General features: G+C 72.3%; 20 protein-coding genes and 1 riboswitch. Of the genes, 13 read left to right on the top strand and 7 right to left on the bottom strand.

All coding sequences use genetic code 11. The features are described 5' to 3' along the window. The first annotated feature begins 60 nt into the window (after positions 1-60). A complete protein-coding gene (gene thiD, locus FHG10_RS04280) occupies positions 61-969 on the top strand; it encodes a bifunctional hydroxymethylpyrimidine kinase/phosphomethylpyrimidine kinase (protein WP_319803199.1) in 909 nt (302 codons plus the stop codon). Here thiD and thiE read toward each other — a convergent pair. Together thiE and thiM are read right to left on the bottom strand one after the other, a co-directional pair. Further along, the gene (gene thiE, locus FHG10_RS04275; RefSeq protein WP_152352111.1) at positions 963-1,631 is read right to left on the bottom strand and encodes a thiamine phosphate synthase; all 669 of its coding nucleotides are present in this window, start codon (positions 1,629-1,631) and stop codon (positions 963-965) included. The two genes, thiD and thiE, sit on opposite strands and share 7 nt — an antisense overlap. After that, positions 1,628-2,581: a hydroxyethylthiazole kinase gene (thiM, locus tag FHG10_RS04270; protein WP_152352110.1), complete on the bottom strand. Its 954-nt coding sequence runs from the start codon at positions 2,579-2,581 to the stop codon at positions 1,628-1,630. The genes thiE and thiM overlap by 4 nt, the downstream gene beginning before the upstream one ends. A 66-nt stretch (positions 2,582-2,647) precedes the next feature. After that, positions 2,648-2,743: riboswitch (TPP riboswitch) on the bottom strand. 305 nt (positions 2,744-3,048) lie between these two features. On the opposite strand from thiM, the gene FHG10_RS04265 reads away from it, so the two are divergent. From FHG10_RS04265 to crcB, 4 genes are all read left to right on the top strand, one after another. After that, a complete protein-coding gene (locus FHG10_RS04265) occupies positions 3,049-4,383 on the top strand; it encodes an MFS transporter (RefSeq protein ID WP_193636195.1) in 1,335 nt (444 codons plus the stop codon). A 94-nt stretch (positions 4,384-4,477) separates the two neighbouring features. After that, positions 4,478-5,200, top strand: a complete 723-nt coding sequence (locus tag FHG10_RS04260; protein ID WP_152352108.1) for a TetR/AcrR family transcriptional regulator — start codon at positions 4,478-4,480, stop codon at positions 5,198-5,200. A 280-nt stretch (positions 5,201-5,480) separates the two neighbouring features. Continuing rightward, on the top strand, positions 5,481-6,068 hold the full coding sequence (locus FHG10_RS04255; protein WP_227488026.1) for a fluoride efflux transporter FluC: 588 nt from the start codon (positions 5,481-5,483) through the stop codon (positions 6,066-6,068). After that, positions 6,065-6,442 carry a fluoride efflux transporter CrcB gene (crcB, locus tag FHG10_RS04250; protein WP_152352107.1) on the top strand — a complete coding sequence of 126 codons (378 nt, stop codon included), beginning with the start codon at positions 6,065-6,067 and terminating at the stop codon, positions 6,440-6,442. Before FHG10_RS04255 ends, crcB begins: the two co-directional genes overlap by 4 nt. 13 nt (positions 6,443-6,455) lie before the next feature. On the opposite strand, the gene FHG10_RS04245 is transcribed toward crcB, so the two are convergent. Together FHG10_RS04245 and FHG10_RS04240 are read right to left on the bottom strand one after the other, a co-directional pair. Next, the gene (locus FHG10_RS04245; RefSeq protein WP_152352106.1) at positions 6,456-7,802 is read right to left on the bottom strand and encodes a M20/M25/M40 family metallo-hydrolase; all 1,347 of its coding nucleotides are present in this window, start codon (positions 7,800-7,802) and stop codon (positions 6,456-6,458) included. 39 nt (positions 7,803-7,841) lie between these two features. Then, positions 7,842-8,813, bottom strand: coding sequence for an ArgP/LysG family DNA-binding transcriptional regulator (locus tag FHG10_RS04240; RefSeq protein ID WP_152352105.1), 972 nt, complete (start codon positions 8,811-8,813; stop codon positions 7,842-7,844). A 69-nt stretch (positions 8,814-8,882) separates the two neighbouring features. Between FHG10_RS04240 and FHG10_RS04235 the strand changes: the two genes are divergently transcribed. Beyond that, positions 8,883-9,494: a LysE/ArgO family amino acid transporter gene (locus FHG10_RS04235; RefSeq protein WP_152352104.1), complete on the top strand. Its 612-nt coding sequence runs from the start codon at positions 8,883-8,885 to the stop codon at positions 9,492-9,494. Between the two features lie 19 nt (positions 9,495-9,513). On the opposite strand, the gene FHG10_RS04230 is transcribed toward FHG10_RS04235, so the two are convergent. Further along, positions 9,514-11,364, bottom strand: a complete 1,851-nt coding sequence (locus tag FHG10_RS04230; RefSeq protein ID WP_193636194.1) for a cation:proton antiporter — start codon at positions 11,362-11,364, stop codon at positions 9,514-9,516. 168 nt (positions 11,365-11,532) lie between these two features. Between FHG10_RS04230 and FHG10_RS04225 the strand changes: the two genes are divergently transcribed. Continuing rightward, complete coding sequence (locus FHG10_RS04225; protein ID WP_152352102.1) at positions 11,533-12,387, top strand: DsbA family oxidoreductase; 855 nt, start codon at positions 11,533-11,535, stop codon at positions 12,385-12,387. Between the two features lie 95 nt (positions 12,388-12,482). On the opposite strand, the gene FHG10_RS04220 is transcribed toward FHG10_RS04225, so the two are convergent. Next, positions 12,483-13,166 carry a YceI family protein gene (locus FHG10_RS04220; protein WP_152352101.1) on the bottom strand — a complete coding sequence of 228 codons (684 nt, stop codon included), beginning with the start codon at positions 13,164-13,166 and terminating at the stop codon, positions 12,483-12,485. A gap of 401 nt (positions 13,167-13,567) precedes the next feature. Here FHG10_RS04220 and FHG10_RS04215 point away from each other — a divergent pair, with 401 nt between their 5' ends. Then, on the top strand, positions 13,568-14,959 hold the full coding sequence (locus FHG10_RS04215) for an MmgE/PrpD family protein (RefSeq protein WP_152352100.1): 1,392 nt from the start codon (positions 13,568-13,570) through the stop codon (positions 14,957-14,959). A 94-nt stretch (positions 14,960-15,053) separates the two neighbouring features. After that, positions 15,054-15,887 carry a phosphosulfolactate synthase gene (locus FHG10_RS04210; protein WP_152352099.1) on the top strand — a complete coding sequence of 278 codons (834 nt, stop codon included), beginning with the start codon at positions 15,054-15,056 and terminating at the stop codon, positions 15,885-15,887. Positions 15,888-15,950: 63 nt separating this feature from the next. On the opposite strand, the gene FHG10_RS04205 is transcribed toward FHG10_RS04210, so the two are convergent. Further along, entirely contained in the window at positions 15,951-16,349 is a 399-nt protein-coding gene (locus FHG10_RS04205) for a VOC family protein (protein ID WP_152352098.1), read from the bottom strand. Between the two features lie 469 nt (positions 16,350-16,818). Here FHG10_RS04205 and FHG10_RS04200 point away from each other — a divergent pair, with 469 nt between their 5' ends. The 4 genes from FHG10_RS04200 (at position 16,819) to FHG10_RS04185 (ending at position 21,505) form a co-directional block, all read left to right on the top strand. Next, complete coding sequence (locus FHG10_RS04200) at positions 16,819-18,093, top strand: quaternary amine ABC transporter ATP-binding protein (protein WP_152352097.1); 1,275 nt, start codon at positions 16,819-16,821, stop codon at positions 18,091-18,093. After that, complete coding sequence (locus FHG10_RS04195; protein WP_152352096.1) at positions 18,090-19,085, top strand: ABC transporter permease; 996 nt, start codon at positions 18,090-18,092, stop codon at positions 19,083-19,085. Before FHG10_RS04200 ends, FHG10_RS04195 begins: the two co-directional genes overlap by 4 nt. Positions 19,086-19,128: 43 nt before the next feature. Then, positions 19,129-20,070, top strand: a complete 942-nt coding sequence (locus FHG10_RS04190) for a glycine betaine ABC transporter substrate-binding protein (RefSeq protein WP_152352095.1) — start codon at positions 19,129-19,131, stop codon at positions 20,068-20,070. A gap of 94 nt (positions 20,071-20,164) precedes the next feature. Next, the gene (locus tag FHG10_RS04185) at positions 20,165-21,505 is read left to right on the top strand and encodes a glycoside hydrolase family 32 protein (protein WP_152352094.1); all 1,341 of its coding nucleotides are present in this window, start codon (positions 20,165-20,167) and stop codon (positions 21,503-21,505) included. Positions 21,506-21,514 lie beyond the last annotated feature (9 nt).

Genomic DNA, 21,514 nt, shown 5'->3' with positions numbered 1-21,514 from the left:
TGCCGGCGCAGGGACGGGACCTCTGCGCGCCCTCCCCGCCGGCCTCGTGGAAGAGGCACCGTGAGCTCCAGCGACCCCATCCCCAGCGCGCCCGTCCCCAGCGTCACCAGCCCCCGCGTCACCGCGGCCGACGCGCTCCCCGTCGACCGCGTCCCCAACGTGCTCTCGATCGCCGGGACCGATCCGACGGGAGGCGCCGGCATCCACGCCGACCTCAAGGCCTTCGCCGCCCAGGAGGCCTACGGGATGGCCGTGGTCACCGCCGTCGTCGCCCAGAACACCCAGGGAGTGCGCGGGGTCGCCGCGCTCGACCCGGAGTTCGTCGGCGAGCAGATCGATGCCGTCTTCGAGGACGTGCGGGTGGACGCCGTGAAGATCGGGATGGTCGCCGACGTCGGCATCACGCAGGTCATCGCCGAGCGCCTGCGCGGCCACGGGGCGCGCAGGATCGTGCTGGACCCCGTGATGGTCGCCAAGAGCGGCGACCGCCTCCTGGACGAGGACGCCGTCGACGCCGTCCGCGAGCAGCTCGTGCCGCTGGCCGACGTGCTCACCCCGAACCTGCCCGAGGCCGCGGTGCTGCTGGGGGAGGAGCCGGACTGGAGCGAGGCCGAGATGCGTCGGCGGGCGCACGACCTGCTCGCCCTCGGCCCGCGCCGCGTTCTGCTCAAGGGCGGTCATCTCGAGGGCTCGCCCACCAGCACCGATCTGCTGTGCGGGAGTGAGGGGATCCTCGAGCTGCCCGCCCCGCGGATCGGGACCAGCAACGACCACGGCACCGGATGCACGCTCTCGGCGGCGATCGCCGCGCTGCTGCCGCGCCTGCCCGTGGACGACGCCGTGCGGGGTGCCAAGGCGTACCTGCACGGTGCGCTCGCCGCGAGCGACCAGCTCGACGTGGGGCGGGGCCACGGACCGCTCCACCACTTCCATGCCCTGTGGGAGGGCAGGACGCCGAAGGATCAGTGAGCTGATGCGGCCCCGTCCCAGGCCGCGCTGAGCGCCCGTGCCGCCCGCAGGGGGTCGTCGGCCGCGCAGAGCGCCGAGACCACCGCGCAGCCCGAGGCGCCCGCGCGCCGCAGGTCCGGGATATCGGCCGCGGTGATCCCGCCGATGGCGACGCTGGGCACCGGCGAGGCGGCCGCGAGGAGCGCGAAGCCCCCGATGCCGAGGGGCGACGGATGATCCGCCTTCGTGGCGGTCGCGCGGATCGCCCCGATGCCCACGTGGTCGACGGTGCCGTCCGGCAGCGCGACCACGGCCTCGAGATGCTCCGAGGTGTTCGCGCTGAGCCCGATGATCGCGTCGGGCCCGAGCAGGTCGCGCGCACGTCGCACGTCCTCGTCGCCCTGCCCCAGGTGCACGCCGTCCACCCGGATGCCGCGCTCGCGCGCCGCCAGGGCGGCATCGACGCGATCGTTCACCACCAGCAGCGCGCGCCCGTCGATCACCCGCGCGAGGCGCTCCAGGAGGCGCACGTGCTCGGCGAGGTCAGCGTGCTTCTCGCGCAGCTGCACGATCCTCGCGCCGCCCTCGACGGCGAGCTCGACCGTGCGCACGATCCCGCGAGCGCCGTACTGCGCGGGATCGGTGACGAGGTACAGGCCGAGGTCCTCGCTCGAGGGCCTCATGCGGCCTCGCCGCCGACCTGGTCCTCGGGGCGGACGAGGAATCGTTCCGGCGCGGCGAGGTCGTCCGGCACGATCGCGGCGAGGGCGTCGAGGAGCCGGGGCGCGAAGGTGCCCGGGCCGTCGGCCCCGGAGGCCGCGCGCTCGGCGGCGAGGGAGTATGCCGCGTGCGCGGCGACGACCGCCTCGAGCGCGGAGTCCCCGTCGTCCCGTGCGCCCAGGAAGGCCGCGATCACGGCGCCGAGGGCGCAGCCCCCTCCGGTCATCCGCGTCAGCAGCGCGCTGCCGCCGGACACCTCCACGAGGGTGCTCCCGTCCGTGATGAGGTCGCGCTCGCCGGAGATCGCGACCACCGTGCCGTGGGTCCGCGCCAACCCGGTCGCCGCCGCCAGCGCGGCGTCGATCGGGTCGGAGGAGTCGACGCCGCGGCCGCCGCTGCCCTCGCCGGCGAGGGCGAGGATCTCCGAGGCGTTGCCGCGCACGGCGGTCGGTCCCTGGGTCACCAGCTCGGCGGCGAGAGGCGTGCGCACGCGCAGCGATCCGATCGCCACCGGGTCCAGGACCCACGGCGTGCCCGAGCTGCGGGCGCCGCCGACGGCCTCGCGCATGGCCTCGCACTGCTGGGGTGCGGGAGTGCCGAGGTTGACGAGCAGGCCGTCGGCGATCGCGGCGAAGTCGCCGGCCTCGCCCACGATGTCGACCATCGCGGGGGCGGCGCCGATCGCGAGCACCGCGTTCGCCGTCACGTTCGTGACCACGGAGTTCGTGATCGCATGGACCAGCGGACCGCGATCGCGCACGGCACCGAGCAGATCTCCGGAGCGCCGGGCGAGACGGGCGGCGTCGACGGGTGCCGCGGCGCGGCCGGCGGATTGGCCGACCACTGGGTCGACGTCCGGATCGGCGGCGTCGTGGGCGCCGTCTGCGGGGGAGACGGGGGATGCGGGGGCCATCGGGCTCCTCTCGTCGGGGCGGGGAGCCGATCGCGCCGCGCGGTCGTCGAGGATCCTCGACAGCCCGGCCGCAGCCTCGGACATTCCCTACGCCAGCGTTGACTGGATCAGGTTCGACGGGTCTGCTCTCAGCCGCCGTCGGCGGCACCCCGTGTCACGCGCCGACGAGCCTAGCGCGGTGAGGGCGGGCGTGGGTGGTCGAGCCGCTGCGCGACCGGGGAGGGATCGGCTCGTCCTGCGCACGGAGCCCGTGGGGCCCTCGCCGTGACTGTGCGTCGCTGTGACGTGCGGCACGGAGGTTGACCGGAGCCCCAGCTCAGAGCGCCGGCCCGGATGACGCGCCATCCGCGCGGCAGGATGCGGGTCGACAAAATAGTGCATACCAACTAATACTTTCGGGGCGGTCGCACGGACCGCACGCACCCCGTCGTGAGCATCGCCCGACGGACATGACGAAGGAGTCTCCCGTGTCCACAGCCGCACCCGATCTCGAGGTCGATCCGACCGTCGATCCGAAGGGCAGCCCCAATATCCTCGGTCCGCGGCTGCGCGTGCCCGCCATGGGCATCAGGCCCGAACAGAAGAAACCGGTCTGGTACGTCCTCGGGATCTTCCTGGGCCAGTTCGGACTGTTCGTCGCCCTGATGGGGCCCGCGACCGTGTCGGTCCAGATGAAGGCCCGCACGCTCTCGGATCTCCCGGCGGAGCAGGCCTCCATCGCGGCCGCCGCCCTCGCCCCCGGTGCGATCGCCGCCCTCATCTTCAACGCCCTCGGCGGGCGGCTCTCGGACCGCACGCGCTCCGGTCTGGGGCGGCGCCGGCCGTGGATCATCGGCGGAGCCCTCGCGATGTGCGCGGCGATCCTCATCATGGCGCTCGCGCCGAACGTCGTGGTGCTGGCCGCAGGCTGGTTCATCGCGCAGGCCTGCGCGAACATGGCATACGCGGCGTACACGGCCTCGCTCGCCGATCAGCTGCCCGACGAGCAGTACGGCAAGGTCTCCGGCATCGTGGGCATCGCCCAGAACTCCGCCATCATGGCCGCGACCTGGCTCGCCTCGTTCTTCGGCGGAACCATGGTGGGTCTGTTCATGATCCCGGCGGTTCTCGGCTTCCTGCTGGTGACCGTCTACGCGCTGATGATCCCTGATCCGGTGCTCAAGCAGAACCGCTACCCGTTCAACCTGCGCGAGCTGGTGACCTCGTTCTGGACGAACCCCCTGAGGTTCCCGGACTTCGGGCTGGCCTGGTGGGGCCGGTTCATGATCATCCTGGCCTCCTACCTCTTCATCAGCTTCCGCGTGCTGTTCATGACCAACCACCTGGGGCTCGAGGACAAAGCGGCCGCGACCGCGGTCGCCACCGGCGTCACCATCTACACGGTCCTGTCCATGGTCGCCGGGCTCGCCGCAGGCTGGATCTCCGATCGGATCGGACGGCGCAAGGTGCTCGTGGCGGGATCGATCCTCGTCTTCGGCCTCGGCACCTACATGCTCGCCCACGTCGATTCGGTCGGCGGGTTCTTCCTGTGCGAGGCGATCATGGGCCTCGCCTACGGGACCTACCTCGCCGTCGACCTCGCGCTCGTCTTCGAGGTGCTGCCGGACCGCAGGACATCGGGCAAGGACCTGGGCGTGTTCAACATGGCCAACGCCCTGCCCCAGTCGATCGCTCCCGCCCTGGGCGGCGTGCTCCTCGCGCGGATCGGCGGCGGCACCGACTTCACGGTCCTGTTCGTGGCCGCCGCGATCTCCGGCGTGATCGGCGCCGTGCTCACGATGTTCATCCGCGGCGTGAAATAGTAGGCGTGAACCATTGAGGACGGGCCGGTGCGGCACGATCGCACCGGCCCGCTCTCGTCCCGGGTCGATGGAGATCCGCGCCGAAGGGGAGCCCATGAACACCGACCACACCACGCGCACCGCGGGGCCGACGACCGCTGCGGCGGGAGACGACGCCGCCCACGAGCTCGGCACCGCGGAGGGGAAGGGCGCCGTGCAGCGCCCGGTCCGTCGGCGCCCGGGCAGGCCGAGAGGCCAGGACTCCGCGGTCGTCCGCGAGCAGGCGCTGCGCACGGCCGTGGACCTCATCGCCCGTCAGGGCTTCGGTGCGACCTCTATGGCGCAGGTCGCCGAGGCCGCGGGGATCTCCCCGTCCGGTCTCGCCCATCATTTCCCCTCGAAGAAGGCGCTGCTGGGGGCGGTGCTCGCCCATCGTGACGCCGTGGACAGCGACCCCATGCCGCCCGAGGGGTCGACGCCCTGGTCCGCCTTCGACCACCTGGTCCGCGTGGCCGGCCTGAACATGCAGCGGCGCCAGATCGTGCTGCTCTACGCCACGGTCACGGGCGAGGCGACCACGCCCGACCACCCCGCGCACGAGTGGATGCTCGGCCATTTCGAGGCCGTCATGGAGTCGCTGACGCGCTGCCTGCGCCTGGACCAGGAGAAGGGCGACGTGCGCGAGGACGCCCCGGTGGAGCGGATCGCCCGCGAGACGGTGGCGCTCATGGACGGACTGCAGCTGCAATGGCTTATCGACTCCTCGGTGGACATGGCCGAGATCCTCGGCGACCACGTCGCCCGGCTCAAGGAGGCCTGGGGGACGGGTCGGAACTGACGACGGGGCTGCCGCGAGGTGCCGCGCGCAGCGGCCGCGAGGCGCCCCGCCCGCCGGCCGCGACGTGCTGCGTCCAGCGCGCGCGACTTGCCCAGCCCGCCGTGCGCGGCGTTCAATGGAGCGCGTCGGCGGCCCTCGGGTCCGTCGGCACGGCGGTGGGGCCCGCCGTACCCAACCTCGACGATCGACAACGGTCCCTGTTCGCTCCCGGAGCGCCGCGCTCGCGCGCCCGGGTTCCGGCGGCCGCACGCGTCCGCCCGTCTCTGAACAGGAGTGACCCGTGACCCGACCCGACGCCCGGTCCGGCTCTCGGCCCGAGGACCCGCACCCCGAGATCCCGCTCGATCCCGACGCCGAGAGCCCCAACCCTCCCGGCCCTTCCCGCGACCCGATCCCGGGCGAGGCGACCCTCGCTCCCGATCTCCTCCCACGCGCCCGCATCCGGCCCCTGCACCTGCGGCCCGGCTCGATCGCGCTGGTCCTCGTCGGCGGCGCCGCCGGCACGGCCGCCCGGGAGGCTCTGACCCTCGCCGTCCCCGAGCTGGGGGGAGTGCCGATCGCCCTGTTCGCGATCAACCTCGTGGGAGCCTTCCTGCTCGGCGTCCTGCTGGAGGCCCTCGCCCGCAGCGGGCCCGACCAGGGCGTGCGCCGCGCGCTGCGCCTGGGCATCGGCACCGGGGTGATGGGAGGCTTCACCTCGTACAGCTCGCTCGCCCTTGCCGCGGATCAGCTCATGGCGGGCGGTCAGGTCCTCATGGGGATCGCCTTCGGACTGGTCAGCGTGGTGCTCGGCGTGCTCTGCGCGGCCGCCGGCATCCTCGTCGCCTCCCGCCGCACGCCTCAGCCCACCGAGGGGGCCGTCCGATGAGCCCGGCGGTCTTCGTCCTCCTCAGCCTCGCCGGCGGCGTCGGCGCGGTCGCGCGCTTCGTGGCCGACGGACTGATCCGCTCCCGCATCTCCGGCGCCATGCCCTGGGGGACGGTGCTCATCAACGTCAGCGGCTCGCTGCTGCTGGGCCTCGTCACCGGGATGCTCGGCGCCCAGCTGCTGAGCCCCGAGCTGCAGGTCGTGCTGGGCGCGGGGTTCCTCGGCGGCTACACGACCTTCTCGACCGCGAGCGTCGAGACCGCGCGGCTCCTCCAGGAGCGCCGCGTGCTCTACGCGCTCGGGAACCTGCTGGGCTCGCTCGTCGTCGGCTCGGCGGCCGCCGCGGCGGGCATGGTCCTCGGCGCGGCGCTCTGAGCCGACCGCCCCGTCAGCAGTCCGAGACGAGCCGCAGCAGCACGCGGGCGCCGAAGCGGATCGCGTCCACCGGCACGCGCTCGTCGATGCCGTGGAACAGGGGCGCGAAGTCGAGGTCCGCGGGCAGCTGCAGGGGTGCGAAGCCGTAGCCGGTGATGCCGAGCCCGGCGAGCTGCTTGTTGTCCGTGCCGCCGCTCAGGCAGTAGGGGAGGAGCTCGGCCCCCGGGTCCTCGGCGAGGATCGCGCGGTGCATGGCGTCGACGAACGGGGTGTCGTCGGGCGCGTCGAGCGAGATGCCCAGGGTGTCCACGATCATCTCGACGTCGGGTCCCGAGAGCTCGTCGATGAGGGCCAGCAGCTCGTCCTGGTGGCCGGGGAGGAAGCGGCAGTCGAGCTCTGCCTCGGCGGTCTGTGGGATCACGTTGCCCTTGTACCCGGCGCGCAGCGTGGTCGCGTTCGCGGTGTCCGAGAGGGTGCCGGAGACGAACTGGCGCGCACCGCCCAGCAGCGGCAGGAACGCCCCGGGATCAGCCTCGTCCCACGCGCGCCCGCTGATCTCGCCCACCTGGTCGAAGAGCGTGCGCACGCTCGCGATGTACTCGAAGGGGAACTCGTGCGCGTCGATCGCGGCGATCGCCCGGGACAGCCGCACGATCGCGTTCTCGTCGTTGGGGACCGAGCCGTGGCCCGCCCGGCCGTGCGCCCGCAGACGCATCCACGCGTAGCCCTTCTCGGCGGTCTGCAGCAGGTAGGCGCGCACGTCGCGGCCTGTGCCCTTCTCGGGGACGGTGATCGAGTAGCCGCCCACCTCGCTGATCGCCTCGGTGCAGCCCTCGAACACGTCGGGACGGTGCTCGACGATCCAGCGGGAGCCGAGCACGCCGCCGGCCTCCTCGTCGGCGAACATGACGATGACCAGGTCCCGCGGCGGCTTCTGCCCGGTGCGGGCGAGGTGCCGCACGAGCGCGAGGATCATCCCGTCCATGTCCTTCATGTCCACGGCGCCGCGGCCGTAGAGGACGCCGTCGCGCACCTCGGCGGCGAAGGGGTCGACGCTCCAGTCCTCGGCGTTCGCGGGCACGACGTCGAGGTGACCGTGGATCACCAGGCCGCCGCGCTCGCGGTCCTCGCCGGGGATGCGCAGCACCACGCTCGCGCGCCCGGGCTCGGACTCCATGATCTCGGGCTCGTACCCGACCTCCTGCAGCTCGCGGACCACGTACTCGGCGGCCTCGCGCTCTCCCGGACCCCTGTTCCCGCCGAAGTTGCTGGTGTCGATGCGGATCAGGTCGCGGGTGATCCGCACGGCCTCGTCCTGCAGCAGCTCGAGCTCATCGGCGGTCGGGGCGGAGAGGGGCATGGAGGGGTCCTTCCTGGCGCGGCGGGGTCGCGGACCAGCCTATGCCGAGCGCAGCTCGCGGCGGGCGGCGGCCTCGACGTGCTCGCCCAGGTCCCGCAGCAGCACGGGCGGTGTGCGCCAGGCCTGCCAGAACAGCGGCGTCGCGACCTCGGGGCCGCCCAGGGCGACCACAGCGCCCGCCTCGCGCAGCGGCACGGACTGCTGCAGCGGCATCATCGCCCAGCCGATCCCCTCCACGACCGCGCTCGCGAGATCGTGCGTCGAGGGCATCAGGTGGCGCGGAGCCGCCGCCGGGTCGACGCCGTGCGCGCGGAGCCACTGCGCCTGCAGCTGGTCGGTGCGGTCGAAGTCGATGCGCGGGGCGCGGGCGAGGACATCGGCCGACGCCCCGTCGGAGCCCGCGCCCCAGCGCTCGCACCACCGCGGTGCGGCGACCGCCTCGTAGACGAGGCTGCCCAGCTCCGTCACCGAGCAGCCGGGGGAGGGCTGCGCGGAGGAGGTCACGGCGGCCATCGCGGCGCCGCTCTCGAGCAGCCGCGCGGTCGCGTCCTGGTCCTCCCTCAGCACCTCGACCTGGACGCTGTGCGCGGCGACGAACGCCGCCAGCGGTTCGATGAACCAGGTGGCCGAGGAGTCGGAGTTCACCGCGACCGAGACCCGGGGCGCCTGGGCCTCTCCCTCGAGGCCGAGGGCCTCCTGCGCCTCGTGCTCGATGAGCGCGTGGCGGCGCGCGTAGCGGATCACCGCCTGCCCGGCCGCGGTGGCGCCGACCGGCCGGGAGCGCACGAGCAGACGGCGCCCCAGCTGCTGCTCGAGCAGGCGCACGCGCTGGCTCACCGCGGACGGCGTGAGATGCAGGTGCCGGGACGCCGCCTCGAGCGACCCCTCGTCCACCACCACGGCCAGGGTCTGCGCGAGGACGGGATCGATGCGGACGGTGTCGACGCGGGCAGGAGCGGCGTGCACAGGATCGTCGCTGACGGGTTCGACGCTGAGGGGATCGGAGCTCATGAAGCGACGCTACATCTGCATCAGCAATCCTCGCTGGTGCTTCAGATGTGCAGCTCGTAGCGTCGAAGGATGCCTGCTTCCCTCCACGGCCTGCTCACGGGCCTCGCGCTCATCGTCGCCATCGGCTCGCAGAACGTGTTCGTGCTGCGCCAGGGCCTGCGCCGCGAGCACGTGCTCGCCGTGGTCGTGGTCTGCACGCTCTCGGACGTCGCGCTGATCAGCGCCGGCGCGGGCGGTCTCGGACTGCTGGTCGCGGGTGCGCCGCAGCTGGTGCAGGTGGCGCGGTGGGCGGGCGCCGCGTTCCTCGTCGGCTATGCGCTCCTCGCCGCGCGTCGGGCACTGCGGCCGACGGGCGAGGCGCTCGAGGCGGAGGGGCCGTCGGACCGACGCGGCGGGAGGATCGCCGTCGTGCTCACCGCGCTCGCGCTCACCTGGCTGAACCCGCACGTGTACCTCGACACCGTGCTCCTGCTGGGTTCGGTCGCGGCGACGCACGGGGCCGAGCGCTGGCAGTTCGCCCTGGGGGCCGTCGCCGGCAGCGCGCTGTGGTTCTCGGCGCTCGGGTTCGGCGCCCGGGCGCTCAGCGGCCCGCTCGCGAGCCCGCGCGCCTGGCGCGTGCTGGACGCCCTGGTCGCCGGAACGATGCTCGTGGTCGCGGCGATGCTGGTGGCGGGCGGCTGAGCCCGTCGCGCGGACAAGATCAGTCGACGGGGGCGCCGCGCATCTCCACGGAGATCTGCTCGGCATCGATCGTCGCGAGCACGTGCTCGATCATCTCCGCGTCGAACAGCCCGTCATCGCGCGCGTCCAGGAGGGCCTTGCGCTGGGCCCTCAGGATCCGCAGCATCTCCGCCTTGTCGGGGCGGTGACCGGGAGAGCCGTCGCGGTCGGGAGCGGCGCCCGATCGCCCGTTCCGCTCGTCCCCGCCGTCGTGCCCGGCCGGGACCTCGCCGTCCCCGGGCCGGCTCGACCCGTTCTCGTCGGCCCCGCGCTGGTCCGGCCCGCGCTCGTCCGGCCCGCTCTCGTCGACTCCCTCGCCGTCGATCCCGCGCTCGCCGTCCGCCGTGCCGATCGTGCTGCTGCCTCCGGCTGCGGCCGCGGCGCCGGCGAGGAGGTCGAAGATCGCCTCGCGCTGGCGACGATCGAACTCCTCGGCCTCGGCGTCGGCCTCTCCGGCCGGGAAGAGGCGGTTCGCGAGCCTGCCGACGGTCCCGCCCTGGATCAGCAGGGAGAGGGTGGCGACGGCGAAGGCGACGAACACCAGCAGCGGGCGGTGGGGGACCGAGGCGGGAAGGGTCTGGGCGGCGGCCACGGTGACGGCGCCGCGCATCCCGCCCCACACCAGCATCATGCCCTCGCTGCGTCCGAGGTCCTGGCGGGAGTAGTAGCCGGAGTCCGCGCGGGCGCGGCGCAGCCTCGTCGCGAAGAGCTCGGTGTTCTTCACGGTCACCGACTCGCCCCGGCGCGGGCCTCCGCGCCGGGGCATGCGGATCTCCTCGCCCGCGTCGATCATGCGCTGCATCGCCTCGATGCGCTCGTTCATCGCCTCGCCGCGCACGCGCGAGCGCCGCAGGCGCTTGAGGAGGGTGCGCACCAGCAGCGAGCGCACGGCGAGGGTGACCACGAGCGCGAGCGCGGTGAGGCCGAGGCCCGCGAGGATCCCGAAGCTGTCCGCGTGCAGGGACTCGAGCACGGTGGTGATCTGCAGGCCCATGGTGAGGAACACGAAGCCCTCGAGCAGCAGCTGGATGCTCGCCCAGTTCTCCGCGCTGGACATGCGGTGGCGCGGCGGCAGCACCCGCGGATCGAGGGTGCCCGTGATGAGTCCCGCGACCACCGCCGCGACCAGACCCGAGCTGCCCAGCATCTCCGTGGGCACCGAGGCGATGAACGGCAGCGTGAAGGTGAGCGCGGTGTTCACGGTCGCGCTCTCGATGTGCTTGCGCACCGCGAAGCTCACGGCCGCCACCAGGGCGCCGATGATGATCGCCACCACGAGCGACCAGGCGAAGGAGCCCAGCGCGCCCGCGAGCGAGAACCCGGAGGCCGTCGCGACGATGGCCGTGCGCAGGATGACCAGGGCGGTCGCGTCGTTCAGCAGGCTCTCGCCCTCGAGGATCGTCACCACTCGACCGGGCACGCGCCCACCGCGGATGATCGAGGTCGCGACCGCGTCCGTCGGGCTCAGCACGGCGCCCAGCGCCACGCCCCACACGTAGGAGACGCCCGGGATCAGCCAGGCGAAGAGGCCCCCGAGCGCCAGCGAGGAGGTGATCACGAGGATGATCGAGAGAGCGCTGATCGGGTAGATGTCGCGGCGGAAGCTGATCGCGGGCATCCGCACCGCGGAGGCGTACAGCAGCGGCGGCAGGATCACCTCGAGGATCAGCTCGGGCTCGATCTCGACGGCCGGCACCCCGGGGATGACGGAGACGAGGATCCCGATGCCCACGAGGATCAGGGGTGCCGCGGTCCGCACGCGCGGCGCGATCACGTCGGTCGCGCAGATCACGATGATCGCGGCGACCGCGAGGGCGATGGGGAGGGTCACGGCGGGCTCCGTCCGGACGGGCGTGCAGTTCATCTCGCAGCGGGCGGGCGCGTCCGGAGGTGCGGGAGGGCACTCGACTGCAGGCGCTGCGCGTGCGGGCACGAGCGTAGCGTGAGCGCATCGAGCCGTCCCGCGCTCCCACACCGCCCTTCTCGGAGATGAGCCGTCATGAGCCCTGCAGGATCCACCCCCGACGCCGCACGTGCTGCCGCCCCTGCCGCCGGACCCGCCGCCGCCCCCGGTCTGATCCCGCTCGGCTCCCGGCAGCCGCTCGTCGTCGATGTCTGGACCGACGTCGTCTGCCCCTGGTGCTACGTGGGCGAGGGCCGCCTCGAGCAGGCGATCCAGGAGGCGGGGCTCGCGGGGAAGGTGCAGGTGCGCACCCATTCATTCGAGCTGGACCCGTCGGCCCCCACGCGCGCCGAGGAGCGCGCCGCCGGGTCGGCGCCCACGAACGTCGACCACCTCATGCAGAAGACCGGCCGCGGCGCGGATGAGGTGCGCGGCATGGAGGAGCAGATCGCGCAGCTCGCCCACGAGCTCGGGCGCGACTATGCGCTCGAGCGGCCGGTCGCGAGCACCCGGGCCGCGCACCGACTACTGCAGGCGGTGCGGGCCGCGGCGGGGGAGGAGGCCGCGAAGGACTTCTTCCTCTCCCTGCAGCGCGGCTACTTCCGCGGCGAGCTCGACCCCTTCGAGGACGAGGTGCTCGTGGAGCACGCCGTCGCCGCGGGGCTCGACGATGCCGCGGCGCGCGAGGTCCTGGCCACGGACGCCCACGACGCCGAGGTCGACGAGGAGGTGCGCGCCGCGGTCGAGATGGGTGCGCGCGGCGTCCCGTTCATGGTCCTCGGCGACGCCTACGCCGCTCCGGGCGCACTCCCGGTCGAGGCTCTGCGCGGCGCCCTCGAGGAGCTCGGCAGGGCGCGCGGTCTGCTCGGCGAGGACGGCGCGTCGCGTGCGTCCGACGAGCAGACCGGGGTCGTCGGCGGCGAGGCCTGCGGGATCGACGGGGACTGCTGAGGTCGACGCGGACTGCGGAGCCGGGCTCCGCTGAGAGACGACGGGCCCGATCCGCTGCGTGCGGATCGGGCCCGTCGGGGCTCAGGGTCGGGAGATCACCTGTCGGCGGGCCCGGCGCCCTCGGCGAGCTCGGCGGCATCGTCGGCGGGGTCGGCCTCGACGGCATCGACGGCATCGACGGCATCGGCGGCGTCAGCGGCGTGCGCGGAGTCGACCTCGGGAGCCGGGGCGACCTCGTCGGACTGCTTGATCAGCGACATCTCGAACTCGAGGCTGATGCGATCGGAGACCAGCAGGCCGCCGGAGTCCAGCGGGGTGTTCCAGGTGACGCCCCAGTCGCGGCGGTCGATGCGGCGCGTGCCCTCGAAGCCCGCGCGCAGGTTGCCGAAGGGATCGGTGTCCACGCCCGCGAAGTGCATCGGGATGCTCATCGGCCGCGTGACCCCGCGGATCGTGAGGTCGCCGCTGATGATGTAGCCGCCCTCGTCGACCTCCTCGACGCGGTTCGAGCGGAACACCATCTCCGGGTGGGTCTCGACGTCGAAGAAGTCGGCGCTGCGCAGGTGCTCGTCGCGCGCCGCGCTGCGGGTGTCGATGCTCGCCATCTGCACGGTGATCTCGACGTGCGAGCGGTCGTGGTCGTCCTCGTCGAAGACGATCGTGCCGGCGACGTCGTTGAACGCGCCGCGCACCTTCGTGACCATCGCGTGGCGGGAGGAGAAGCCGATCCGAGAGTGGTCGGGGTCGACGGTCCAGGTGCCTGTGAGCTGGGAGGGCATCAGCGGACCACCGTCCCCTCGGGTGCCATCGGGATCGGGCGCGACGACTCCGTCGCGCACGCCGAGGAGGTGGTGTTCGGGTGGGGCATGGGGTGCTCCTTGGAATGGGTGCCGGTCCCGGGCGCCGGGATGCGGACGCTCGGGCGGGCGGACCTCCGACGCCCCGGGAGGGACAAATCGGACGCCCTGACGTCGGCCCAGGATAGACGGGTGACGCGCGCGGCGTCGACGCGGCTCTCCGATCGGACGCAGTCGCCCTCGGGACTCTCTTGACGTCAAGATAATTCCGTGGTGTGATGACGAGCAGCAGGAAGGCAAGGCAAACCTTACTTTCTCGCAGCTCATGGCCGGCAGCGCCTCCGGTGCACCGGCCCGTCCACCTCGGAAAGGAGGCGCCACCCATGACCGCCGACGCCGCATCCACCCGTGTCCAGGAGCTCGCCGCCTTCGTCGATCGCGCCCACTACGAGGACCTCGGCGCCGCCGCCGCGGAGCAGCTGCGCATCCGCGTCCTCGACACCCTCGGCGTCGCCATCGGTGCCCTCGACGCCGAGCCGATGATCGCGATCCGTGAGCTCGTCGACGACCTCGGCGGCGCGCCGCACGCCGGCCTCATCGGCGGCGGACGCACCGCACCCGATCGCGCCGCCTTCGTCACCAGCGGGCTCTCCCGTTACATCGACTTCATGGACTCCTACCTCGCACCGGGGGAGACCTGCCATCCCAGCGACAACCTCGGCGCCGTCCTGGCCTGCGCCGACTCCGTCGGCGCGAGCGGGAAGGAGCTGCTCGCCGCGCTCGCCGTCGCCTACCAGGTCCACACCCGGCTCTCCGACGAGGCGCCCGTGCGCGCCCAGGGCTTCGACCACACCGTCCAGGGCGCCTATGCGGCGGCCGCGGGCGCCGCCAAGGCCCTGCGCCTGCCCGCCGCGCAGATCGCCCACGCGATCGCGATCTCCGGCACCGCGAACAACGCCCTGCGCGTCACCCGCACCGGGAACCTCAGCCACTGGAAGGGCCTCGCCTACCCGCAGGTCGCCAAGGAGGGGGCCTTCGCCGCCCTGCTCGCCTCGCGCGGGATCACCGGCCCCGAGGAGGTCTTCGAGGGCAACAAGGGCTTCGAGGACTCGATCGCCGGGCCCTTCTCCATCGACTGGGAGGCCGAGGACCTCGAGTCCGTGCTGCGCACGATCACCAAGAAGCACAACGCGGAGATCCACTCGCAGTCCGCGCTCGACGCGGCCCAGGACGTGCGCGCCCAGGACGGGTTCTCCGCCGCCGCGATCACGAGCGTGCGCCTGCGCACCTTCGACGTCGCCCATTCGATCATCGGCGGCGGGGAGGAGGGCGACAAGCGCACCGTGCGCACCAAGGAGGAGGCCGACCACTCCCTGCCGTGGATGCTCGCCGCGGTGCTCCTGGACGGGGAGCTCACGCCCGCGCAGTACCACCACGAGCGGGTCCTCGCCGACGACGTGCAGGACCTCATGCGGCTCGTCGAGATCGTCCCGGACGACGAGCTCTCGGCCCGCTTCCCGCAGGCGATGCCCGCGGATCTCGAGGTGACGCTGGCCGACGGCACCGTCTTCCGCTCCGCAGCGGACTCCTACGAGGGTTTCCACACCGACCCCCTGAGCTGGGGCGGAGCACGCGAGAAGTTCGACGCGCTCGCCGCCCCCTTCGCCTCGGCCGAGCTGCGCGATCGCATCGCCGGCATCGTCGAGGACCTCGAGCACCACGAGGTCGCCGACCTCATGGACGCGCTCGCGCAGGTGCGCAGCCCGCGCGCCTGACCCCGTCGGCCGCGCCCCGGGGTCCGACCCGTCGGGCCCGCGTCGCGACCGCACCACGAAGACACCCGCACCCGCTCGTCCTCCAGGAGGAACCATGAGCCACCAGATCCCCTTCGACGTCTCGTTCAACGTCGTGCCCCGCGCGAAGCGCCCCGAGAAGCCGCGCTCCGTCGGCCTCACCGAGATCCGCGCCCCCTACTACTCGACCTTCGGCACCCGCCATCTGCGCGACGTCTTCGACGTGGCCGGGCAGTGGGTCGACGGCATCAAGTGGGCCGGCGGATCCTTCGCCCTGGTCCCGCCGGAGCAGGTGCGCGCCTTCTCCGACATCGCCCACGAGAACGACGCCTACGTCTCCTCGGGCGGCTGGCTCGAGACCGTGCTGCGCTACGGCGACGACGCGGTCGACCGCTACCTCGAGGAGGCCAAGGAGGTCGGCTTCGACGTCATCGAGATCTCGACGGGCTTCATCATGCTGCCCACCTCGGGGCTCGAGCGCCTGGTCGAGAAGGTCGTGAAGGCGGGGCTGAAGGCCAAGCCCGAGCTCGGCATCCAGATCGGATCGGGAGGCGACTCCGGCGAGGCCGAGCTGGCCGCCGAGGGCGCCAAGGACATCGGCGACCTCGTGGACCGCGGCACGCGGGCCCTCGACGCCGGCGCCGAGATCATCATGATCGAGTCCGAGGGCATCACCGAGAACGTCCGCGAGTGGAACACCGGGGCCGCCGCGTCGATCATGAACGGGCTGGGCATGGAGAACGTCATGTTCGAGGCGGCCGACGGGCCCGTCTTCGAGTGGTACGTCAAGAACTACGGCAACGAGGTCAACCTCTTCGTCGACCACTCCCAGATCCTGCAGCTCGAGGGTCTGCGCCAGAACATCTGGGGCAACAAGTCCACGTGGGGGCGGGTCATCAATCCCGCCTGAGACGGAGCAGGCCCCCGGGACGCGCGTGAGGGCGAGGACGGATACGACCGCCCGGTGCGGGGCTCACTCCCAGCAGATGCAGAACGGGTGCCCCGCAGGGTCGGCCAGGACGTGGAAGCCCCCCGCCTGCTGCGGCGTCGCCGCCGGCTGGAGCATCCGGGCGCCGAGGTCCAGGACCTCCTGCAGTGCGGCCGGGGCGTCCTCGTGGGCGACGTAGAGGTCCGGATGGATCTGGATCCGCCGGCGCTCGGGGCTCCGGCCCGGCCACTGGGGCGCCACGTGGTCGGGGGCGTGCTGCACCGCGAGCGCGGTGCGGCCGTCGACGACGACGTCCCGCCAGTGCGCGAACGGGCCCTCGTCGGGACCGGCCTCGACCTCCCCGCCCAGGACCGCCGCCCAGAAGGCGGCCTCGACCTCGGTGTCCGCGGCGTCCAGGACCATGAAGCTCTTCGTGATGCGCATGCTGCGATGCCTCCCGACATGAGGGGATCCGACGGGTCGGGATCCCGGTCTCCAGCGTCCGGGACTCTCGCGCGGGGCGCAACCGCAGGGGCGGGATGGAGATCGTGACACAAATGTGATGAGTGGCCTCGCAGAGCGCCCTCCCAGAATGTGCGGAGAAGCAGCGCCGGTGCTGGTCAGGACGCATTCCGGGAGGGGGTCGGATTCACGGTCCGAAATCTGCGGACACAGCACCCGGATCCGCCGGAAAACGGGCGCGACGTGCGTTCCTGGGTAGAGCGAGGTTGAGAACCCCAGGTCAGGCGACCAGTATGGGACGTCGGGTCAGAGTCGGCTGAGGCGTCGAAGAATCGTCGTTCGCGCGCTCGAGCAGGCGGGAGTTCCGCCCCGGGCGCTCGCAGAACTGCGGTTCCGGAGTGCTCTGCCGACCCGTGACCGCCAGCTGGACGTCTACACGAGGGAGTCGATAGTGCCCGTCATCTCAGCCGACGGCCTCTTCAAAGTCTTCGGGCGCCGCCCGCAGCGGGGCGTCGACGCGCTGCGCCGCGGGAGCACCCGCGACGAGCTGCGCGAGGACGGCCTCACGGCCGCCGTCATCGACGCCTCCTTCGAGGTCGAGCCCGGTGAGATCTTCGTGGTCATGGGCCTGTCCGGCTCGGGCAAGTCGACGCTCATCCGCATGGTCAACGGGCTCCTGCCCGCGACCGCCGGAAGTCTCGAGATCGGCGGCGAGAACCTGTTCACGATGTCCGCGAAGCAGGAGCGCGAGGTGCGGCGCCGGCGGATCTCCATGGTCTTCCAGCACTTCGCGCTGCTGCCCCACCGGACCGTCGGCGAGAACGCCGCGTACGGGCTCGAGGTGAGCGGCGTGAACCGTGCCGAGCGGGAGAGCAAGGCGGCGCGAGCGCTGGAGATGGTGGGCCTCGAGGGCTGGGGCGGTTACAGCCCCTCCGCGCTCTCCGGCGGCATGCAGCAGCGCGTGGGCCTCGCCCGCGCCCTCGCCGCAGGCACCGACATCCTGCTCATGGACGAGGCCTTCAGCGCTCTCGACCCGCTGATCCGTCGCGACATGCAGGACCAGCTCGTCGACCTCCAGCAGCGCCTCGAGAAGACGATCCTGTTCATCACCCACGATCTCAACGAGGCCATGCGCATCGGCGACCGGATCGCGATGATGCGCGACGGCCGCATCGTCCAGGTGGGCACGAGCGAGGAGATCCTCAACGAGCCCGCGAACGACTACGTCGCGAAGTTCATCCAGGACGTCGACCGCAGCCGCGTGCTGACCGCCGGCGCGATCCTCGAGAAGCCCGCGGAGGTGCTCGGCGCCGCCCAGGGCCCGCGCACCGCCCACAAGCTCATGCGAGAGACCCAGAACCCGTGGCTCGTGGTGCTCAACCGCGACCACACGCCGGCCGGCGTGCTCTGGGAGGACGACGTCGCCGACGCCGTGGGCGACGGACGCGAGGACCTGCCCTGGTCCGCCCTCCACGAGATGCCCGTCGTCCGCGAGGACACCCCGATCGCCGAGCTCTTCGCGCCGTCGGCCCAGCACCTCAGCCCCCTCGTGGTGGTCGATGAGGCAGGGAGGTTCACGGGAGTCGTCCCGCGCGTCACCCTGCTGACCGCCGCGGGCGTCGCGAACGACGAGCACCGCGGATCGCCCTCGGAGCCCCCGTCACCGCCGGATGAGGAACCGACGACCGCGACGAGCTCCGAGCAGCAGGGAGGGGAGGCCCGATGAACCCCGACGAGAGCATCATCCCCGCCATCCCGATCGGCGACTGGGTCGAGTCGGCCATCGAATGGCTGACGGACAACGTCGGCTGGCTGTTCGACGCCATCAAGCTGATCTTCACGTTCCTGGTCGAGAACCTCACCCTCGGCCTCACCTCGATCGCGCCGCTCGCGCTGATCATCATCTGCGCGCTGCTCGCATGGGCCCTGCGCTCCTGGAAGTTCGCGATCGGAACCGTCGTCATGTTCGCGCTCGTGCTGTCCATGGGGCAGTGGGTGCACATGATGGAGACCACCGCACTGGTGCTGGTGGCGACCGTGATCGCCGTGGTGATCGCGATCCCGGTGGGCGTGCTCGCAGCCCGCAACCGGGTGGTCAGCGCGATCGTCCGACCGATCCTGGACTTCATGCAGACGATGCCCGCCTTCGTCTACCTGATCCCCGCGGTCACCATGTTCTCGATCGGCGTGGTGCCCGGCATGGTCGCGACGATCATCTTCGCCCTGCCGCCCGGGGTGCGCATGACCGAGCTCGGCATCCGCCAGGTCGACGGCGAGACCGTGGAGGCCGGCGAGGCCTTCGGCGCGACCCCCTGGCAGATCCTCCGCGGCATCCAGCTGCCGCTCGCCGTGCCCACGATCATGGCCGGCGTCAACCAGGTCATCATGCTCGCCCTGTCGATGGGCGTCATCGCCGGCATGATCGGCGCTCCCGGGCTCGGCAAGCAGGTCGTCCAGGCGATCTCGAGCCTCGACCTTCCCCTCGGTGTGGAGGCCGGCCTGTCCGTCGTCTTCCTCGCCGTGTTCCTCGATCGCCTCACCGCCGCCCTGGGGACGCCGAGCCAGTACGGCAGCTCCCTGATCGCGCTCGCGCGCAAGGCGCGCGGCAACCGCGCGAAGAAGTCCGCGTCGGCCGCCGCGGCGTCGTCCTCGGCCAGCGCCCCGAGCGCCTCGAGCGGGTCGGCGGTCGCATCCGCATCGGCCGACTCGAACGCCTGACCCCCGCCGGACCCCACATCCCGACCGAAGGAGAGAAGCAGAGATGAACGACCGACACGTCCTCAGCACCCGCCCCCTCGCCCGCCGCAGCGCCCTGATCGGCGGCGCGGGCCTCGTGGGACTCGGCCTCGCGGCCTGCTCCGGCAACGCCACCACCGGCGGGTCGGGCGGCGGCTCCGGCGACAGCGGCGGCAAGGAGATCACCATGGGCTACGTCCCCTCCTGGACCGACGGCCTGAGCACCGCCTACCTCCTGGACAACCGCCTTACCGAGATGGGCTACTCCGTCAAGCACCAGGAGATCGAGGAGCCCGCTGCGCTGTACGCGGGACTCGCCAAGGGCGATATCGACATCTACCCGTCGGCATGGCCCGAGGTCACCCACAAGAAGTACATGGACAAGTACGGCGACGACATCGACGACCTCGACACGTACTACGGCAACGCGGTGCTCACCATCGCCGTCCCCAAGTACACGAAGATCGAGTCGATCTCCGACCTCAAGGGCAACGCCGACATGTTCGACGGGAAGATCATCGGCATCGAGCCCGGCGCCGGCCTCACCGGCGTGGTCAAGGACGATGCGATGCCCACGTACGGCCTCGACAAGGAGTACGAGCTCGTCACCTCCTCGACGACCGCCATGCTCAGCGAGCTGAAGAAGGCGACCGAGGCGGAGAAGGACATCGTCGTCACCCTGTGGCGCCCCTTCTGGGCCAACACCGCCTTCCCCGTGAAGGACCTCAAGGACCCCGAGGGCGCCATGGGCAAGAAGGAGGGCCTGCACTTCCTGGGGAAGAAGGACTTCGCCGACGACTTCGCGGACGCCGCCGAGTTCATCGGCGGCATCAAGCTCGACGACGAGCAGTACAACAGCCTCGAGGACCTCGTGGTCAACGAGTACGGCAAGGGCAAGGAGGCCGACGCCGTCAAGAAGTGGCTCGAGGACAACCCCGACGTCCTGCCCGAGGTGAAGAAGGGCTGACCGCAGGGTGCCCCCGCAGGGCCCGCCGCCTCTCGCGAGAGGCGGCGGGCCCTGCGCCGTCCGAACCGCCCCACCACCGAGCACGAGGTGCCCCATGACCCACGCCCCTGACCCCTCCTTCCCCGCCCTGCACCGCGTGCACCCGACCGGCTGGATCAACGATCCCAACGGGATCGTGCGCACGGACGACCGCTGGCACGTGCACTTCCAGCACAACCCGGCCGCACCCCGGCACGAGGACATCTGCTGGGGGCACATGTCCTCCTCCGATCTGGTGAGCTGGCGCGCCGAGCCCGACAGCATCGTCCCGCGGCCCGGAGAGGCCGACGCGGGCGGCTGCTGGAGCGGCGTCGCGCTCCTCGACCCCGCCCGCGAGGGTGCGGCCACCCTCGTCTACTCGGGCGTCGACGGCGTCGACGACGAGCGGGCGCGGGTGATGCTCGCGCGCACCAGCGCGGACATGACCGAGATCCTCGAGCAGGGTCACGTGGTCGCGGACGTCCCCGGGGACCTGCGCCTGCTGGGCGTGCGCGACCCCTTCGTGTTCGAGGCCGTCGGTCATCGCTATGCGATCCAGGGGGCCGGGATCCTCGACGCCGCCGACGCGGTGGGAGACGACGACGCCGCCTCCGCGACGCCCGCGCTGCTGCTGTACGGCTGCGACGACCTGGAGAGCTGGGAGCTGCTGGGCACCCTGCTGACCGGGGAGGACCCGGTCGCCGACGAGATCGCGCCCGCGGAGATCTGGGAGTGTCCGCAGCTGGTGCAGGTGGATGGGGACTGGGTGCTGCTGCTCTCCCTGTGGGATCGCCGGGGCCATGCGGAGGGCCGGAGCCCCCGCACCGTGCACCTCGTCGGCGCCCTCGAGCAGGACGAGCGGGGCCATCCGCGGTTCACCGCCCGCGCCGGCGGCCCGATCGACTCCGGTCCCGATCTCTACGCGCCGCAGGCTGTGCAGGACCGCGAGAACGATCGTGTGCTGATGTGGGGCTGGTCCTGGGAGGGGGAGGGGCGCACCCAGGAGCAGGTCGACGCCCAGGGCTGGGCCGGATGCCTCACCTTCCCCCGCGAGCTCGTGCTCGAGAACGACCGTCTGCTCGCGCGGGTCCCGGGGGAGATCGACGCGCTGCGAGACCGCGAGGAGCTCGTGATCGGCAACGCCGTCCAGGTCGGGGCGCCGCCGCGCCTCGAGGTGCGCGCACCGCACGGGGCGCGCGTGGAGGTCCTCGAGGCGGACGGCGCCGTCCGCGGGATCGCCGCGCTCGACGGCGCCCTGCGGATCTTCGTCGACGGCAGCCTCCTCGAGGCGATCGGGGAGCGCACTCTGCCGCACACGCGCCGCGTGCACCTCGCCGACGGCGAGCAGCTGAGGATCAGCGGCCAGGAGCTGCAGGCCTGGAGTCTGCGCATCCCCGACTCCGAGCCCGCCGCGTAGGCGTCGTCG

It is taken from the genome of Brachybacterium subflavum (assembly GCF_009299795.1).
GTDB classification, from domain to species: Bacteria; Actinomycetota; Actinomycetes; order Actinomycetales; family Dermabacteraceae; genus Brachybacterium; species Brachybacterium subflavum.
The sequence above is the reverse complement of the archived record's forward strand: the minus strand, read 5'-3'. Positions and strand labels throughout refer to the sequence as shown.

Bases quoted from the DNA above. Each gene is read 5' to 3' on its own strand.
- FHG10_RS04235 (WP_152352104.1), top strand. From the start codon at position 8,883: ATGCCTGCTTCCCTCCACGGCCTGCTCACGGGCCTCGCGCTCATCGTC.
- FHG10_RS04195 (WP_152352096.1), top strand. From the start codon at position 18,090: ATGAACCCCGACGAGAGCATCATCCCCGCCATCCCGATCGGCGACTGG.
- FHG10_RS04205 (WP_152352098.1), bottom strand. From the start codon at position 16,349: ATGCGCATCACGAAGAGCTTCATGGTCCTGGACGCCGCGGACACCGAG.
- FHG10_RS04220 (WP_152352101.1), bottom strand. From the start codon at position 13,166: ATGCCCTCCCAGCTCACAGGCACCTGGACCGTCGACCCCGACCACTCT.
- thiE (WP_152352111.1), bottom strand. From the start codon at position 1,631: ATGAGGCCCTCGAGCGAGGACCTCGGCCTGTACCTCGTCACCGATCCC.
- FHG10_RS04185 (WP_152352094.1), top strand. From the start codon at position 20,165: ATGACCCACGCCCCTGACCCCTCCTTCCCCGCCCTGCACCGCGTGCAC.
- thiM (WP_152352110.1), bottom strand. From the start codon at position 2,581: ATGGCCCCCGCATCCCCCGTCTCCCCCGCAGACGGCGCCCACGACGCC.
- FHG10_RS04215 (WP_152352100.1), top strand. From the start codon at position 13,568: ATGACCGCCGACGCCGCATCCACCCGTGTCCAGGAGCTCGCCGCCTTC.
- FHG10_RS04225 (WP_152352102.1), top strand. From the start codon at position 11,533: ATGAGCCCTGCAGGATCCACCCCCGACGCCGCACGTGCTGCCGCCCCT.
- FHG10_RS04245 (WP_152352106.1), bottom strand. From the start codon at position 7,802: ATGCCCCTCTCCGCCCCGACCGCCGATGAGCTCGAGCTGCTGCAGGAC.
- crcB (WP_152352107.1), top strand. From the start codon at position 6,065: ATGAGCCCGGCGGTCTTCGTCCTCCTCAGCCTCGCCGGCGGCGTCGGC.
- FHG10_RS04260 (WP_152352108.1), top strand. From the start codon at position 4,478: ATGAACACCGACCACACCACGCGCACCGCGGGGCCGACGACCGCTGCG.
- FHG10_RS04240 (WP_152352105.1), bottom strand. From the start codon at position 8,813: ATGAGCTCCGATCCCCTCAGCGTCGAACCCGTCAGCGACGATCCTGTG.
- FHG10_RS04190 (WP_152352095.1), top strand. From the start codon at position 19,129: ATGAACGACCGACACGTCCTCAGCACCCGCCCCCTCGCCCGCCGCAGC.
- FHG10_RS04210 (WP_152352099.1), top strand. From the start codon at position 15,054: ATGAGCCACCAGATCCCCTTCGACGTCTCGTTCAACGTCGTGCCCCGC.